General features: G+C 53.3%; 15 protein-coding genes and 1 pseudogene. 11 read left to right on the top strand and 5 right to left on the bottom strand.

Annotation, left to right across the window (positions count from 1 at the left end):
* Positions 1-25: 25 nt before the first annotated feature.
* On the top strand, positions 26-490 hold the full coding sequence (locus ACVX3G_RS15695; RefSeq protein ID WP_011230416.1) for a hypothetical protein: 465 nt from the start codon (positions 26-28) through the stop codon (positions 488-490).
* Positions 491-659: 169 nt separating this feature from the next.
* Here the strand turns inward: ACVX3G_RS15695 and ACVX3G_RS15690 are convergent, their stop codons facing one another.
* Both ACVX3G_RS15690 and ACVX3G_RS15685 read right to left on the bottom strand, forming a co-directional pair.
* Entirely contained in the window at positions 660-1,514 is an 855-nt protein-coding gene (locus tag ACVX3G_RS15690; protein ID WP_011230417.1) for a family 1 encapsulin nanocompartment shell protein, read from the bottom strand.
* A 15-nt stretch (positions 1,515-1,529) separates the two neighbouring features.
* Positions 1,530-2,123, bottom strand: coding sequence for an IMEF encapsulin system ferritin-like cargo protein (locus ACVX3G_RS15685; protein ID WP_014195239.1), 594 nt, complete (start codon positions 2,121-2,123; stop codon positions 1,530-1,532).
* Between the two features lie 224 nt (positions 2,124-2,347).
* Here ACVX3G_RS15685 and murB point away from each other — a divergent pair, with 224 nt between their 5' ends.
* The 3 genes from murB (at position 2,348) to ACVX3G_RS15670 (ending at position 4,569) form a co-directional block, all read left to right on the top strand.
* Positions 2,348-3,262: a UDP-N-acetylmuramate dehydrogenase gene (gene murB / locus ACVX3G_RS15680; protein WP_014195240.1), complete on the top strand. Its 915-nt coding sequence runs from the start codon at positions 2,348-2,350 to the stop codon at positions 3,260-3,262.
* 110 nt (positions 3,263-3,372) lie between these two features.
* Positions 3,373-4,311: a diacylglycerol/lipid kinase family protein gene (locus ACVX3G_RS15675; RefSeq protein ID WP_014195241.1), complete on the top strand. Its 939-nt coding sequence runs from the start codon at positions 3,373-3,375 to the stop codon at positions 4,309-4,311.
* Positions 4,312-4,569 (top strand): hypothetical protein, encoded by a 258-nt coding sequence (locus tag ACVX3G_RS15670; protein ID WP_014195242.1) that lies wholly within the window; start codon positions 4,312-4,314, stop codon positions 4,567-4,569.
* Positions 4,570-4,685: 116 nt separating this feature from the next.
* On the opposite strand, the gene ACVX3G_RS15665 is transcribed toward ACVX3G_RS15670, so the two are convergent.
* Positions 4,686-5,747 carry a DUF5667 domain-containing protein gene (locus tag ACVX3G_RS15665; protein WP_227016057.1) on the bottom strand — a complete coding sequence of 354 codons (1,062 nt, stop codon included), beginning with the start codon at positions 5,745-5,747 and terminating at the stop codon, positions 4,686-4,688.
* A 326-nt stretch (positions 5,748-6,073) separates the two neighbouring features.
* Between ACVX3G_RS15665 and ACVX3G_RS15660 the strand changes: the two genes are divergently transcribed.
* From ACVX3G_RS15660 to ACVX3G_RS15635, 6 genes and pseudogenes are all read left to right on the top strand, one after another.
* Positions 6,074-6,817 carry a threonine/serine exporter family protein gene (locus tag ACVX3G_RS15660; RefSeq protein WP_014195245.1) on the top strand — a complete coding sequence of 248 codons (744 nt, stop codon included), beginning with the start codon at positions 6,074-6,076 and terminating at the stop codon, positions 6,815-6,817.
* Between the two features lie 12 nt (positions 6,818-6,829).
* The gene (locus ACVX3G_RS15655; protein ID WP_020279520.1) at positions 6,830-7,255 is read left to right on the top strand and encodes a threonine/serine exporter family protein; all 426 of its coding nucleotides are present in this window, start codon (positions 6,830-6,832) and stop codon (positions 7,253-7,255) included.
* A 115-nt stretch (positions 7,256-7,370) separates the two neighbouring features.
* Positions 7,371-8,540: a M20 peptidase aminoacylase family protein gene (locus tag ACVX3G_RS15650; protein WP_014195246.1), complete on the top strand. Its 1,170-nt coding sequence runs from the start codon at positions 7,371-7,373 to the stop codon at positions 8,538-8,540.
* Positions 8,515-9,327, top strand: coding sequence for a GNAT family N-acetyltransferase (locus ACVX3G_RS15645; protein WP_020279521.1), 813 nt, complete (start codon positions 8,515-8,517; stop codon positions 9,325-9,327). The genes ACVX3G_RS15650 and ACVX3G_RS15645 overlap by 26 nt, the downstream gene beginning before the upstream one ends.
* Before the next feature lie 23 nt (positions 9,328-9,350).
* The gene (menC, locus tag ACVX3G_RS15640) at positions 9,351-10,478 is read left to right on the top strand and encodes an o-succinylbenzoate synthase (RefSeq protein WP_014195248.1); all 1,128 of its coding nucleotides are present in this window, start codon (positions 9,351-9,353) and stop codon (positions 10,476-10,478) included.
* Between the two features lie 43 nt (positions 10,479-10,521).
* A pseudogene (locus ACVX3G_RS15635) lies at positions 10,522-10,770 on the top strand (N-acetyltransferase family protein); the annotation flags it as partial.
* Positions 10,771-10,831: 61 nt separating this feature from the next.
* Here ACVX3G_RS15635 and ACVX3G_RS15630 read toward each other — a convergent pair.
* Both ACVX3G_RS15630 and ACVX3G_RS15625 read right to left on the bottom strand, forming a co-directional pair.
* Positions 10,832-12,367, bottom strand: coding sequence for a solute symporter family protein (locus ACVX3G_RS15630; protein ID WP_014195250.1), 1,536 nt, complete (start codon positions 12,365-12,367; stop codon positions 10,832-10,834).
* Positions 12,367-12,708, bottom strand: coding sequence for a DUF485 domain-containing protein (locus ACVX3G_RS15625; RefSeq protein ID WP_011230430.1), 342 nt, complete (start codon positions 12,706-12,708; stop codon positions 12,367-12,369). The genes ACVX3G_RS15630 and ACVX3G_RS15625 overlap by 1 nt, the downstream gene beginning before the upstream one ends.
* A 318-nt stretch (positions 12,709-13,026) precedes the next feature.
* On the opposite strand from ACVX3G_RS15625, the gene ACVX3G_RS15620 reads away from it, so the two are divergent.
* Entirely contained in the window at positions 13,027-14,442 is a 1,416-nt protein-coding gene (locus ACVX3G_RS15620) for a branched-chain amino acid transporter BcaP (RefSeq protein WP_014195252.1), read from the top strand.
* Positions 14,443-14,561: the final 119 nt, after the last annotated feature.

Genomic DNA, 14,561 nt, shown 5'->3' with positions numbered 1-14,561 from the left:
TGGCTAGGGACAAGGGGGAGACACCATGGGCATTCCGATGAACGGACTGCGCGATATGAAAGCGATTTTGGCCAACGAGCGAAAAGTCGGCGGCGCGGTGGAAGCGGCGCTTCTCCGCCTCCGTTCCGGCGAAGAATATCGAAACGTCTGCATCGTTCATATCGATCAACTAGGCGCCCAATACTATTCGGTCGGTTTTGTGACCGAACAAGGGGAACGGCTCATCGTCAACGTTCATGACATCAGCGTCATCTCTGCGCCTGAACATAAAAAAATTCGTGAGCTGAACAACGCCGCTTATAAACGGGAAGCCATCAACAACAAGCGGCGCTATTTAAAACGCCTCTTTGAGATTTATGAAGGCAGTTATACCGTTCATTTTTGGCGGGAAGCGAAAATGATTATCGATGACATCGGTGTTGAGGCGCTCAGCCCCGAATTGTCGCTGCTCGTCTCCAACGTTCAAGGACAAACGGCCCGCACCGCTTAATGGGAAAATCAAGAAACCGCCCGGCGATCTCCCCTATCGTCCGGGCGCGTCTTCGTTAAAGGGAATTTGCTGTGCCTCGTTTTCATGGCGCGGATCGCTGGCCATATGCCGTTCTTGCTGTTTGATGGCAAGGGAAGCCCGCGTGCCGCTTCTCCGGATTAGGCGCTGCTCATGCTGACTCGTTCGGATCCTCGAGCGTGCAGATGGCGCTTGGACGTTTGATGCGCGGCACAACCGATTCGTAGACACGGAACAAGTAGTTCATGTTTTCCGTATCTAAAAACGCGGTTTGCACATCGACGGCAACAGCGAGGTCGATGTTTTGCCGCCCTGTGTCAATGACGACCCCGCGTTTGCCTTTAATGACCGGAGTTTGGTAAATGCCGGCGGTCATCAGCTCGCGGATGTGCTCAATTTCAAGCACGTGCGTTCCTTCATGGACGCGGTGGATCAACGCATACAATTCCGGCGACAAGACGAGCGCGTATGGGCCGGTATGGCCGAGCTGAAGCAGCTTGTTGCGTGCTTCGACGACGTCAGTAAAGGCGTTGCCCGATTTCATCCAATCGCTGCGAATGTGGGCGATTTTTCCTTTGACGTTCATAATGCCCGGCACATCAAATTCAGTTGAACCATTGAAAATCAAATCGTCCTCAAGCAGCGCGCACTGCTGGGCGGCGTTGGCGGCGGCGGAAAAGTCGATCGGGCTGCCGAGCTGTTTCGCCTGTTCAATGTCACGCCAGTACAAAATAAAGTCTTTATACAAAAGCGGGATCGTTAAATGCACGCGGCGCGCCGGCTCGGAAAGGCTCAGCTCTTTGCCGTGGAAGCTCATGTCCCCCTGTTCCGGGTTCATATAAATATCGTTGGCGACCGACTGGACACCTTCGCCGAGCGGACCGTACAAATCGATAAATCGGCGGCCGACGAGCTGGCGCCGCGCCGTTTCAATGACCAGTTCGTCAAGCTCGCCCCATTGGCTGCTTGTGAGCGGGGCTTCTGGATACAGCTTCGTTTTATCCATGTTTACTCTCCTTTCTTATCCGTGTTTTAAGCTGCCGACTGTCAGCTGCCGTCTTGTTCCGATCGATGGGCGGACAGGCGCCGGGTCGGAAGGCGGGACGGCGTACTGCGCCAGTTTCAAATGGTCTTTTTGATGCTCTTTTTCGTCAGTCGGCACCGAAGCGGCGAGGGAAACCGGCGCGTCCAGCGCGCGATTGAGCGTTTCGAGAGCGGCTTTCATCCGCTGGTAGTCCGCAGCGGTCATGTCGCGCAGTGCCGTAATGGGTGGTTCATGTTCCGTCCCTTTATAGTGGAAGAGGGACAAATCGAGATGCTCCAAAAAGTTGTGCAAGCCGAATTTTTCAAGGCTGATGTCTTGCAACAGGCGCAAAAAGTCGCCGTTTTCCCGCGATAAGAATGCTTCGTCCGCCAATGCCTCCTCCAACTTTGGAAGCAAGGCGGTCAAACGGTCAAACCGGTGTTCCTCTTCTTCGTAAATATGATGCCAATACAGCCGTTCATGGTCGTCCGCGGCCTTTTCAATCGTCGGCTCTAAAATCGCTTGAAACTGGCTGAGCGCCTCTTTCGACCGGCCGAGAATGGCGCTGACTTCCGCTAACGTGTCGTACAATGGACTCCCTCCTACACTATGATTGATTGTTATCATCTTTTCCATATTGAAAGAGGCATAAACATCTCGTCTTCCTTCGAACGTCACCTTTTCTCCTGGTCCGGAATAAAACAGAATAAGGAACATTGCCCACTTGATATGCGACGCGATTCCAGCGATAATGGAAACGATGTGGAATGAATGCCGCCAAGCGGCACGGAAGAAGTAAAGAAGGTGACAGAACGATGGAACATGCGGAACAGATTTATCAAAGACTCGTAGAGATTTGTGGAGAAAGAAATGTCCTTCGCGATGAGCCGATGAAAAACCATACATTGGTGCGGATCGGCGGCAAGGCCGATTTTCTCGTCTGGCCGGAGACGTACGAGCAGGTCATTGAGGTGTTGCGGCTGAAAGAAGAGTACGGCCTGCCGTTTACGCTTCTTGGCAACGGTTCGAACGTCATCATCCGCGATGGCGGGCTGCGCGGCATTGTCATGCAGCTGAAGCATTTGAACCGCATTTGGCGTGAAGGAAACAACGTGATCGCACAAAGCGGGGCGGATATTAAAGCGGTGTCGCGGTTCGCGCTTGAACAACACCTCACCGGGTTGGAGTTTGCCTGCGGCATTCCGGGATCGGTCGGCGGGGCGATTATGATGAACGCCGGAGCGTACGGCGGTGAAGTGAAAGATGTGCTTGACCATGTCAAAGTGGCGACGCTCTCCGGTGAGTTGAAAACGCTGAAAAACGAGGAGCTGGAGCTTGGCTATCGAACAAGCATTATCAGCCGGACGCATGATATTGTGCTTGAAGTCGTCTTTGCGCTCCGGCCGGGCGACTATGCACAAATCAAGGCGAAAATGGATGATTTAACCTTTCAGCGCGAATCGAAACAACCGCTTGAGTATCCGTCGGTCGGAAGCGTGTTTAAGCGTCCGCCGGGCTATTTTGCCGGCAAGCTCATCCAAGACAGCGGCCTTCAGGGAAAAGGATTCGGCGGTGCGGAAGTGTCGACGAAGCATGCAGGATTCATTATTAACAAAAACAATGCGACCGCTGCCGATTACATTGCGACGATCGAAATGGTGCGCAAAACAGTGAAAGAAAAATTCGGGGTCGATCTGGAGTTGGAAGTCAAAATTATTGGCGAGGAATGACAGAGGATCCGAATCCGGTTTGCGGGTTCGGATTTTTCTCATTTCGACGAGAGGAAAAATGAAACCAACCGCCAATAGGTAAGAAAAGGGGTTATGAATGGAGGAAGAGGATGAACCTTTATTTCATTATCAATCCAGCCGCCAAAAACGGCCGGTCCGTGTCCATTTGGAAGCAGCTGCAACCGCTGCTGGATCGGGAAGGAATCGCCTATCAGGCATATTGGACGAGCCGAAAGGGAGAAGGAAAGGAAATCGCCCGACGAATCGGCGAGGAAAGCGTTGAGCCGACGGTGATCGCGGCGGTCGGGGGCGATGGGACCGTGCATGAAGTGGTGAACGGAGCGGGTTCGTTTCCGCACGTTGCGATTGGCTGCATCCCCGCCGGAACGGGAAACGACTTTGTCCGCGGTTTCCGTCTTGCCCGAAAACCGAAACAGGCGCTCCAACGGCTGTTGAGTGACGTTCGATCCGGCAAGGATTTGGCTTTCGATCTCGGCCGTTTTGCCAGCAGCGCCGTGCCCGACGGCGTGTTTGCCAACAGCATCGGCTGCGGTTTTGACGCCCATATCGCCCGCATGGCCAACCGTTCAAAATGGAAAGGGAGGCTGAATCGTTTTGGACTCGGTTCGTTCATTTATGTGTTTTATTTAGTAAGAGAGTTGTTTCGCTATCAACCGGTTGACCTTGATATTTGTGTGGATGGACAGAATTATTCGTTTTTGAAGGCCTGGCTGGCAACGGTTTCGAATCACCCATACTACGGTGGGGGAATGCGCATCGCTCCGTCCGTCCGGGCCGATGACGGCTTGCTTCATGTGACGGTCGTCGGGCCGATGCCGCGTTGGAAAATTCTTGCGCTGTTTTTAACCGTATTTTGGGGCGGGCATGTACGAATGAAAGAAGTTTGCGTGTTCACTGGTCGGAACGTGCGCATCCGCCCTGCCGCTCCTGTCCTGATCCACGCGGATGGCGAGGATGCAGGAGAAGGGGAAGTATTCGCTTGGATTGAGCCGGGGCGTTTGCGGGTCATTGGCGTGAAAACGAGGTGAGTGATTCACTCGTATACTGCAAGTAGACGTAAGGAGGGCGAGGGATGGGGAAGCGCTGTTGGCTTTGCCCTGCGCGATGGATTGCCGGCGGCAATCAAGGCGCATTTGATTATTCGCTATAGCATCGAGGCGTTTGACCGAGCGATTGTGATTCGCGAAGTGATTAGCTGGGGATTTACGATCCTCTATGTTTTGGGGTTTATTAGAATCTCGAATATTCTGAATGACGGAAGCAAGAGCAAGGAAGCGAGCGGTTAAGGCGGAGGTGAAAGAACAATGGAACGACGATGTCCATTATTGTCAAGGAGAAAGGGCTGTTTCCCGTTCGCTTCGGAAAACAGCCCTTGCTTTAGCAACAGCTTCAAAAACGGAACTTATTTTTTGTTCTTTTCTTCCTTGTCTTGTTTTCTATGGGCCGGCGAATGGTCGTTTTTCACCTGCGGTTTGGCTGTTTGTTTCGGAGGTTGTGAAACAGAGACAGAGGCGCGGAACGCTGCTTGCTGCTTTCCGGCTGCCGCTGCTTGATGTTCCCGGCCGTTTGCTTTGGCGCTCGCGGCGACACCTTGGCGGACACTGCCCTTTGCTTCCGCTTTTATGGCTCGCGTCAGCGACGATTTCGTGTCTGCTTTGGCGGCGGTGTTCGTTTGTTCATCTAGACGAACCGCTGTATCGTCTTCCACCGGTGCAGCGGCTGGCTTTTCTGTTTCGATGGATTCAGGAGCCGTTGGTGCGCTCTCGTTTTTCGCTTCCTCCGTTTCGCCGGCCGGTGCTGTCGGTGCTGTTTGTTCATCGCCTATTTCCTCTACTTGGCTGCTTTGTTCTGCCTGTTTCGCCAGCCGCTTTTCGATTTTATTTTCCAGTTTTTGTTTCGCTTTTTCAATGTTGCGGGCGAGCACCTCTTTGGCGCGCGGGTTTTTCACCCGTTCAAGTGCGGCTTGCAAGGCCGTGATGTTTTGCGAAAATTTTTCTTCCAGCTGTTGGCGCAATGCTTCGGCATCAGGTTTTGCGGTTTCTCCGCTTGGTTCATCCGCTTGTTTTGTTTTTTCATACACATTCCATGCTTGATCTTGTTGTTTCAGGGCATTGGCGAGCACTTCTTTTGCTTGCTCGACGTCTCCGCGTTCAAGCAGCGCCTTTGCTTCGGCTAGCCGCTCTTCAGCGAATTCAGCGAGCCGTTTCGCCTTTTCCGCATCGTCAAACGTGAGGGCAAGTTCGATTTTTTCCATCATGGTTTTGACAAAGTAGAAAAAGTCGCCTGGCAACAAAACCGGGACGTCGTGGTTGACACCGGCATCTGCTTCGGTTGCCGTGTTGCCGTCTGTTTTCCCCTCGATTCCTGTGCTGGCGAACACCGCCGGGCTGTAAGGAGTGAGCGCAACAGCAGCGGCAAGTGCGCTTGTTGATAGTATGCGAGGGAGCGAAAATCGCTTGTTCATCACCATCGTTCCTCCTTTTGCTTTGGGTTTCGTTATAACGTTTTCGCAGTTGACCCGTCTGTTTTCGACTGTAGGCGCGAAAAATCAGGCGAAAGAAGCAGAAAAATAGGAAAGAAAGGGAAACGGTGAGATTCCCTTCACGGTTTGGCAGTTAGCCGCCTGTTTGGTATAATGGAAACAAGTTTGGTAACGACGATATCCAAGGCGACTCCTGCCAATCCGTTTGGTGGGAGTTTGTTTTTGCGATGAGCGCCTAGTGGGGCTGACGGGATAAGGGGGCACCGGCCAATGCCATGCCGGGCGAAAACGAAAGGAGCAAACCGGTCATGACGGAGCGGGTGGATGACATTGTTGATGTTTGTTTATTAGCGGGAAAATTGATGCTTGAAAGCGGTGGGGAGACGTACCGGGTGGAAGATACGATGGGGCGTATCGCCGCTTCGTTCGGTGTTTCCCGCTCACACAGCTATGTGACCCCAACGGGCATCATGTTTTCCGTTGAGGGAACGAATGTAACACGGTTTATTCGCATTTCCGAGCGTTCGACCGATTTATCCAAGGTGGCGCTTGTCAACCACATTTCCCGCCGCATCAGCAGCGGCGAACTGTCGCTCGACGGAGCGCGCAAAGAACTGGAACGCGTTCAGCAGCAGCCACTCGGTTATCCGCTTTGGCAGCAAACCGCTGCCGCAGCGGCGGCGAGCGCTTGTTTTGCCTCGCTGTTAGGCGGCATGAATCATTTTCTCCCTTCCCTTCTTTCTGGTGGAATGGCGTTTTGGTGTTTTGAAATGATGCATCGGTTCGTGAAAATCCGATTCTTCGCTGAATTTTTTGCCGCTTTTGTCGCCGGTGGGATCGTGCTGTTGATGGAAAGTGCCGGATTTGTCAGGGACGTAGGAAACATGATGATTGGCTCGGTGATGCCGCTCGTGCCGGGGCTGGCGATTACCAATGCGGTGCGCGATTTAATGGCCGGCCATTTGATCGCCGGTTTGTCGCGCGGTGCTGAGGCGTTTTTAACCGCGTTTGCGATCGGCACCGGCATTGCCTTTATTTTATCGATTCGTTAGCAGGGAGTACCGATGATGATTGTGCAGCTGTTGCTTAGCTTTGTGGCGTCATCGCTGTTTGGCGTCATTTTCAATATTCCGAAACGATTGCTGCCGCACAGCGGATTTGTCGGCATGAGCGGCTGGGCGATGTATATGGCCGCCGCCCGGTCGGGGGTGGACGGTGTCGCCGCCACGTTTGCAGCGGCGTTTTTCGTCGCTTTTGTAAGCAACGGGTTCGCCCGCCGCTATCGAACGCCGGCGACGATTTTTATCGTCTCTGGCATTATTCCCCTTGTGCCGGGCGGAACAGCGTTTGAGGCGATGCGCCATGTTGTCATGAACGATTACAATGCGGCCATTTCACTAGCGGCAAAAGCGTTCATGATTTCTGGGGCGATTGCGATGGGGCTCATTTTTTCTGAGGTCGTCAACCAACTGGTCAAGCGCCGCCCTTAACTGCGTGTAGTTGTTTTTTCCAATCATTTGCCTATCGTTGTATTTGTTTGCTTGAATATTATAATGAATATAACCATGTTTTTTCTATTGATTTTAAACAGCGGGGGAGAGCGGGATGAAAGAAATTGTTCAGCAGATGAAGGCGGAGCTATGGGAGATTTTCGATCACCTTCATCGTCATCCAGAAATCAGTTGGGAAGAGTGGCAAACAACCGAATTTCTTCGCCGAGAGTTGGAGCGCGAAGGGTATCGGGCGCGGACGTTTGCCGATTGTCCGGGCGTGGTGGCGGAAATTGGCACAGGGCCGTTGATGGTCGGAGTGCGCAGCGATATGGACGCTCTTTGGCAAGAAGTTGACGGCGTTTGGCAGCCGAACCACGCGTGCGGGCACGACGCTCACATGACGATTGTGCTTGGCGTGGCGAAATTGCTTCGCCGCATCGGCTATGAGCCGCCGGGGACGCTGCGGTTTTTGTTCCAGCCGGCTGAGGAAAAAGGCACGGGGGCGCTGAAGATGATCGAAAAAGGAGCGGCTGATGGCCTAACGTTTTTGTACGGCGTTCATTTGCGCCCAATTCAAGAGGTAAAAGGCGGTTATGCGTCTCCAGCGATCATTCACGGAGCGGCGCAATGCATCGAGGGGCGGATTCGCGGCGTGGCGGCGCATGCCGCGCGGCCGCATTTAGGCGTCAACGTCATTGAAGTCGGCAGCGCCATCGTGCAGGAGCTCGGCAAAATTCATATCGACCCACAAGTGCCAGCGTCGATCAAAATGACGAAGTTTCACGCCGGTGAAAAAGATGCGAACACGATCCCGGACTACGCGGAATTTGCCCTTGATTTGCGGGCGCAAACGAACGAGGCGATGGAGCGGCTCGTCGAGGGGCTGCGCCATGTGATCAATGGGGTCGCTGCGATTTACGGAGCTGATATTGAGCTTGTTGAGCGGACGCGCATCGTCGCCGCTGATCCTGATCCAGATGCTGTGCGGCTGATGGAGGAGGCGATTATCACGACTTTAGGGACGGAAAAATGCGTTCCGCCGGTTGTGACATCGGGAGGAGAGGATTTCCATTTTTATTCCTTTCAAAAACCGGAGCTGAAGACAACGATGCTCGGGTTAGGCTGTGACTTGCGCCCTGGGCTCCATCATCCGCAGATGACATTCCGGCGCGACGATTTGCTTTCCGGCGTGGAAATTTTGGCGCGAACGGTCATCCATACGTTTTCGACGTTTGCGCCACAGGGAGAGAAAGAACGTGTCTCTGTCGCTGCAAATCATTGAGACGATCGAACAGTTGAAAGAGATGGCCAGGCTTGAGGAGGAGATTTGGAAAACGGCGCCGGTTCCGCTCCATCAAACGCTGACGGTGGCGAAAAACGGGGGCATTATCATCGGGGCGTATGCGGACGGGAAGCTTGTCGGCTTTGTCTACAGCTTTCCTGGGTTTCGAAATGGGGAATTGTATCTTTGTTCCCATATGATGGGGATTGCTGAATCGTTTCGTGATCGTGGCCTCGGCTATCGCTTGAAAATGAAACAGGCGGAAGAAGCGCGGCGGCGCGGTTATCGAGTCATCCGCTGGACGTATGACCCGTTGCAAAGTCGAAACGGCTATTTGAACTTGGCGAAGCTTGGGGCCCTTGGCGTCGAGTATGTGGAAAACTGCTACGGCGAAATGAATGACGCGTTGAACGGTCAACTGCCGTCCGACCGCTTCATTGTCGAATGGCGGCTTGATGAGCGTCCGACCGGGGAGCGGAGCTTGGCTAAAGCTGATCTTCTCAAGGCCAGAAGTCTGACGGTGCTCGAGGCAGGTCAAAGGGCTGACGGTCTGTTGCGGCCCTTGCTGAGAGACATCGATGAAACAGCAGCACCGCTGTTGTTGGCTGCGGTTCCGCTTGACTTTCCGCAGCTGAAAGAGCGGGATCTCGCGCTGGCGCTTGAGTGGCGGCTGGCGACGCGCGCTCTGTTTCAGCGGTTGCTCACGGAAGGCTGGATTGCCGCCGGCGCTTGGCGCCGTTCCGGGGAGCCGGCGATGCACTACATATGGGTGAGGAGAAACGAATGACTGCCGCAGAAAGGGGAAGAGGAATGGCGATCAACATCGAGTACGTCATATTGCGCCATTTGCAAATGGAGTTGAAGGCGCCGTTTACAACGAGCTTCGGCACGTTTCAAACGAAAGAGTTTATTTTAGTGGAGGCGGTCGACTGCGATGGCGTTTCCGGCTGGGGCGAATCGGTTGCGTTTTCCGCCCCGTGGTACAGCGAGGAAACGGTGAAAACGAACTGGCATATGCTTGAAGAGTTTCTCGTGCCGCTCTTGTTTTCGAAGCCGCTTAGGCATCCAGCGGAATTGCCAGAGCGATTTGCCGCCATCCGCCAAAACAACATGGCGAAAGCGGCGCTTGAGGGAGCGGTATGGGATTTATATGCGAAGCGGCTCGGCGTCCCGCTTTGTCAAGCTCTCGGGGGAACGAAAAAGGAAATTGAAGTCGGCGTCAGCATTGGCATCCAGCCGACGGTCGACGATCTGCTTCAGGTGATTGAGCGGTATGTGGCGCAAGGGTACCGGCGGATCAAAGTGAAGATCAAACCGGGATGGGATGTTGATGTCATTCGCGACGTGCGGCGCGCGTTTCCCGACGTGCCGCTCATGGCGGATGCCAATTCGGCGTATACGTTCGCTGACGCCAAGCGGCTTCAGGCGCTCGATGAATTTGGGCTGATGATGATCGAACAGCCGCTCGCCGCTGACGATCTTGTCGATCACGCCCGGCTGCAGCCGCTTCTTCAGACGCCGATTTGCCTTGATGAAAGCATTCGTTCCTATGACGATGCGCGCAAGGCGCTTGACCTTGGCAGCTGCCGCATCATCAACATCAAAATCGGGCGCGTCGGCGGGCTTTGGGAGGCGAAGCGCATCCACGATCTTTGCGCTGAGCGCGGCGTTTCGGTCTGGTGCGGGGGGATGCTGGAAGCAGGGGTCGGGCGCGCCCACAATATCGCGATCACGACGTTGGAAAACTTCGCGCTTCCCGGCGACACCGCCGCGTCGTCCCATTATTGGGAGCGGGATATTATCACACCGGAAGTCGAGGTGCAAGGCGGCTTGATCCGCGTGCCGAACGCCCCGGGCATCGGCTATGAAGTCGACCGCCGCCAAGTGGAGCGGTATACGCAGTTTGCGAAGGTGTTTCATCGTACGGCGACGGCATAAAGGATGATAAAAGGGAGGCGATGTAAAACGAAATCGACATTCTGCCAATGTTGTTTTGGGAGTTCTTGAAGACTATCAAGGACAGGGCATTGCCACTAAACTATTCAACAAAGCGTTTGAGTGGGCAAAGGAAGTTGGAATTTCGAGATTAGGACTTACGGTCATGAAAGGGAACGATAAGGCGTTCAACTTATATAGGAAGATGGGATTCGTATTAGAAGGCGAGAGGGTTCAATCATTAAGAGTGGGCGGAGAATTTGTCAATGAATATTACCTATACAAACTGTTGTAACGCCAATTTGGGGCTGACCCAAAACGCATTCGCGTTTTGGATCAGCCCCTTCTTCGTTGTGTTACACGCGTCCGATCCCAGTATTCGCCTTGACGACAATTTCCGTATATTTCTTTTCATCCGCTTTTTTCGACGAGACGAGCGTGCCGACGATGGCGCCGACAAAGCCGAGCGGAATCGAGATGATGCCCGGGTTGGCGAGCTTAAAGAGCGGTTCGCCGACGAAAATGGCAGCACCCGGCTGCGGCGACCAGACGTTCGGGCTGAAGAAGACGAGCACCAAGGCGCTGATCAGGCCGACAAGCATCCCCGTAATCGCTCCAGTCGTGTTAAAGCGGCGCCAGAAAATGGTGAATACGATCGTCGGCAAGTTGGCGCTGGCGGCGACCGCAAATGCCAGTGATACAAGGAACGCGACGTTCATTTTTTGCGCGACCAGCGCCAACAAAATCGATAATACGGAAACGCCGACAGACGCCCAGCGGGCGGCGAGCATTTGTTCTTTTTCCGTCGCTTGGCCGCGCCGCAAAATATGGCTGTAAAAGTCATGGGCAAACGCCGAGGCGGCTGACAGAACGAGCCCGGCGACAACGGCCAAAATGGTCGCAAACGCTACGGCAGAGATGAAAGCGAACAAGAAATCTCCGCCAAGGGCTTCTGCCAACAGCGGGGCGGCCATATTGCCGGCCGGATTGGCGGCGACGATTTTGTCATAGCCGACGAACGCGGCGGCGCCAAACCCTAAAAAGATCGTCATTACGTAGAAAATCCCAATGATCCATGTTGCATACACGACCGATTTGCGCGCGGTCGGCGCGTCTTTGACCGTAAAGAAGCGGATCAAAATATGCGGCAGCCCGGCCGTCCCCAACACGAGCGCCAAGTTTAAGGAAATCGTATCGAGCGGGTCTTTAAACTTGTTGCCCGGGTTTAAAAACGCTTCGCCAAGCGGTGTCGCGGTTTTGACTTCATGGAACATTTTGGCGATGCTGAAATCGAATTTAGCAAAGACGATGATGGAAATGATAAACGTACCGACCATCAATAAGACGGCTTTGACGATTTGCACCCAGCTCGTGGCCGTCATGCCGCCAAATACGACATACACGGTCATTAAAACGCCGACGATCAAGACGGAATAAACGTAGTCTAAGCCCAACAGAAGCTTGATGAGGCCGCCGGCGCCGACAAGCTGGGCGATCATATAGAAAATCGAGATGGCGATCGTATTTAACGCCGCGACGCCGCGCACTTTCTTATCGTCAAAACGGGCGGCGATCATATCGGCCATCGTGTATTTGCCGAGGTTGCGAAGCGGTTCGGCGACGATATACAAGACGACAAGATAAGCGACAAGGAAGCCGATGCTGTAAAAGAAGCCGTCAAATCCCGTCAGCGCGATCATGCCGGCAATGCCGAGAAAAGAGGCGGCGGACATATAGTCGCCGGCGATGGCGAGCCCGTTTTGCCAGCCGGTGAGGCTGCTGTCAGCGGTGTAAAATTCGCTCGTTGTTTTCGTGCGCTTGGAGGCGTAGTACGTAATGACGAGCGTCAAGGCAACGATGATGAGAAAGAGGAAAAAGGCCAACCCGTGCATTAGGCGTTTCCTCCTTCCTTCGCTTCTTGCTTCACTTGCTCGACGATGGCATCAAATTGTGCTGCGCGTTTCGAATAAAGGATGCATAAGGCCCATGTCATGATAAATTGCGCAAAGGCAAACAGCCAAGCCCAGCTGACCGGCCCGATCGCCGGCGCATTGAGTGCTTTCGAGTACGACGTTAATACCGGAAGGGTGAAGTAAAAAACGAAGAAAAAGACGGTCGCCGGAACGATAAAGCGTTTCTTCGCTTGGATGAGGGCGCGAAATGAAGCTGACTGGGCGATCGCTTCGTAATTAGCGCCGACCGGATCGGAAAACGACTGCTTTTTGACGGCCATGAAAATCCCTCCTTGATTTGAATTCAAGCGTTTTCAAAATGAGATATCGATGCATGACGATGATCGGAAGAACCATCCTCCTTTCTGTCGCAAATTTGTCACATATTCATTATATATTTATCTGAAAAATTTGTAAATTAATATTTTTTGTTATTTCAAAAAAACTATTTTTTGCTTTGCCGCACAAAACGGAAAAAATTTTTTGCTGTTTTTCTTATTTTCGCACTTTACAAAAAAACAAGGATCATGTAGAATGACAACTGTATTCGACAATAAAATTCAACAATTTTCTACAAAAAACGACAAGGGGAGACATCTATGAATTTGTTTCGTAAAAAACCGATTCAGTTGCTCATGAAAGAATCGGGGGCAAAAGGAGCTTCGCTGCGAAAAGAGTTAGGCGCATTTGATTTGACGATGCTTGGCATCGGCGCCATTATCGGGACAGGCATTTTCGTCCTGACTGGGGTGGCGGCGGCGGAACACGCTGGTCCGGCTCTCGTTCTTTCGTTCATTTTGTCTGGGTTGGCGTGTGTGTTTGCGGCGCTTTGTTACGCAGAATTTGCCTCAACCGTGCCAGTGTCGGGGAGCGCTTACACTTACAGCTATGCCACGTTTGGTGAGCTCATCGCTTGGATTTTGGGATGGGATTTGATTTTGGAATACGGGGTTGCTTCGTCGGCGGTCGCCGTTGGTTGGTCCGGCTATTTCCAAGGACTGCTTGCCGGTTTTGGCATCGAGCTGCCGAAGGCGCTAACGAGTGCGTATGATCCGGCGAAAGGAACGTTCATCGATTTGCCAGCGATTATCATCGTTCTGTTCATTACGTTTTTGTTGAATTTAGGTGCGAAAAAATCGGCTCGTTTTAATGCGGTGATCGTTGCCATTAAAGTGGCGGTCGTGCTGCTCTTTTTGGCGGTCGGTGTTTGGTACGTCAAACCGGAGAACTGGACGCCGTTTATGCCGTATGGCTTCTCTGGCGTGGCGACCGGCGCGGCGACGGTGTTTTTCGCTTACATCGGCTTTGATGCGGTGTCGACGGCGGCGGAAGAAGTGCGCAATCCGCAGCGTGATATGCCGATTGGCATCATCGTCTCGTTGCTTGTGTGCACATTGTTGTATATTGCGGTTTCACTCGTATTGACAGGCATCGTTCCGTACGAGCAGCTCAACGTGAAAAACCCAGTGGCGTTTGCGTTAAACTATATCCACCAAGACTGGGTGGCGGGCTTTATTTCGCTCGGGGCGATCGCCGGCATTACGACCGTGCTCCTTGTGATGATGTATGGGCAGACGCGTCTCTTCTACGCCATCAGCCGCGACGGTTTGCTGCCGAAAGTGTTTGCTCGCATCAGCCCGACGCGCCAAGTGCCGTATGTCAATACGTGGCTGACGGGAGCGGCTGTAGCGGTATTCGCCGGCATCATCCCGCTCAACAAATTGGCGGAACTGACGAACATTGGCACACTCTTTGCCTTTATCACCGTCTCGATCGGCGTGTTGGTGTTGCGTAAAACGCAGCCGGACTTAAAGCGGGCATTCCGCGTTCCGTTTGTCCCGGTCGTCCCGATTTTGGCTGTCTTATTCTGCGGCTACCTCGTTCTTCAGCTTCCGGCGATGACATGGATCGGTTTTGTCTCGTGGCTGCTGATCGGTCTAGTGATTTACTTTATCTACGGCCGCAAGCATAGTGAGCTGAATGAAATGGCACGGACGGAAGAAAAGGCTGGATGAGCGGCCACATAATGGAAAGGGGGCTGTCCCAATGGGGAAACAGCCCCTTTTTCCATTTCGTCAAACTTTTCGGCAACACCGCGTTTCACCCCTTTTTCATTAGATGGGAAAAACACCTG

It is taken from the genome of Geobacillus sp. PLS 41 (assembly GCF_056494105.1).
Note: the sequence above shows the minus strand (reverse complement) of the source record. Positions and strands in the feature narration are given on the sequence as shown.

Bases quoted from the DNA above. Each gene is read 5' to 3' on its own strand.
- ACVX3G_RS15695 (WP_011230416.1), top strand. From the start codon at position 26: ATGGGCATTCCGATGAACGGACTGCGCGATATGAAAGCGATTTTGGCC.
- ACVX3G_RS15690 (WP_011230417.1), bottom strand. From the start codon at position 1,514: ATGGATAAAACGAAGCTGTATCCAGAAGCCCCGCTCACAAGCAGCCAA.
- murB (WP_014195240.1), top strand. From the start codon at position 2,348: ATGGAACATGCGGAACAGATTTATCAAAGACTCGTAGAGATTTGTGGA.
- ACVX3G_RS15675 (WP_014195241.1), top strand. From the start codon at position 3,373: ATGAACCTTTATTTCATTATCAATCCAGCCGCCAAAAACGGCCGGTCC.
- ACVX3G_RS15665 (WP_227016057.1), bottom strand. From the start codon at position 5,747: ATGAACAAGCGATTTTCGCTCCCTCGCATACTATCAACAAGCGCACTT.
- ACVX3G_RS15660 (WP_014195245.1), top strand. From the start codon at position 6,074: ATGACGGAGCGGGTGGATGACATTGTTGATGTTTGTTTATTAGCGGGA.
- ACVX3G_RS15655 (WP_020279520.1), top strand. From the start codon at position 6,830: ATGATGATTGTGCAGCTGTTGCTTAGCTTTGTGGCGTCATCGCTGTTT.
- ACVX3G_RS15650 (WP_014195246.1), top strand. From the start codon at position 7,371: ATGAAAGAAATTGTTCAGCAGATGAAGGCGGAGCTATGGGAGATTTTC.
- menC (WP_014195248.1), top strand. From the start codon at position 9,351: ATGGCGATCAACATCGAGTACGTCATATTGCGCCATTTGCAAATGGAG.
- ACVX3G_RS15630 (WP_014195250.1), bottom strand. From the start codon at position 12,367: ATGCACGGGTTGGCCTTTTTCCTCTTTCTCATCATCGTTGCCTTGACG.
- ACVX3G_RS15625 (WP_011230430.1), bottom strand. From the start codon at position 12,708: ATGGCCGTCAAAAAGCAGTCGTTTTCCGATCCGGTCGGCGCTAATTAC.
- ACVX3G_RS15620 (WP_014195252.1), top strand. From the start codon at position 13,027: ATGAATTTGTTTCGTAAAAAACCGATTCAGTTGCTCATGAAAGAATCG.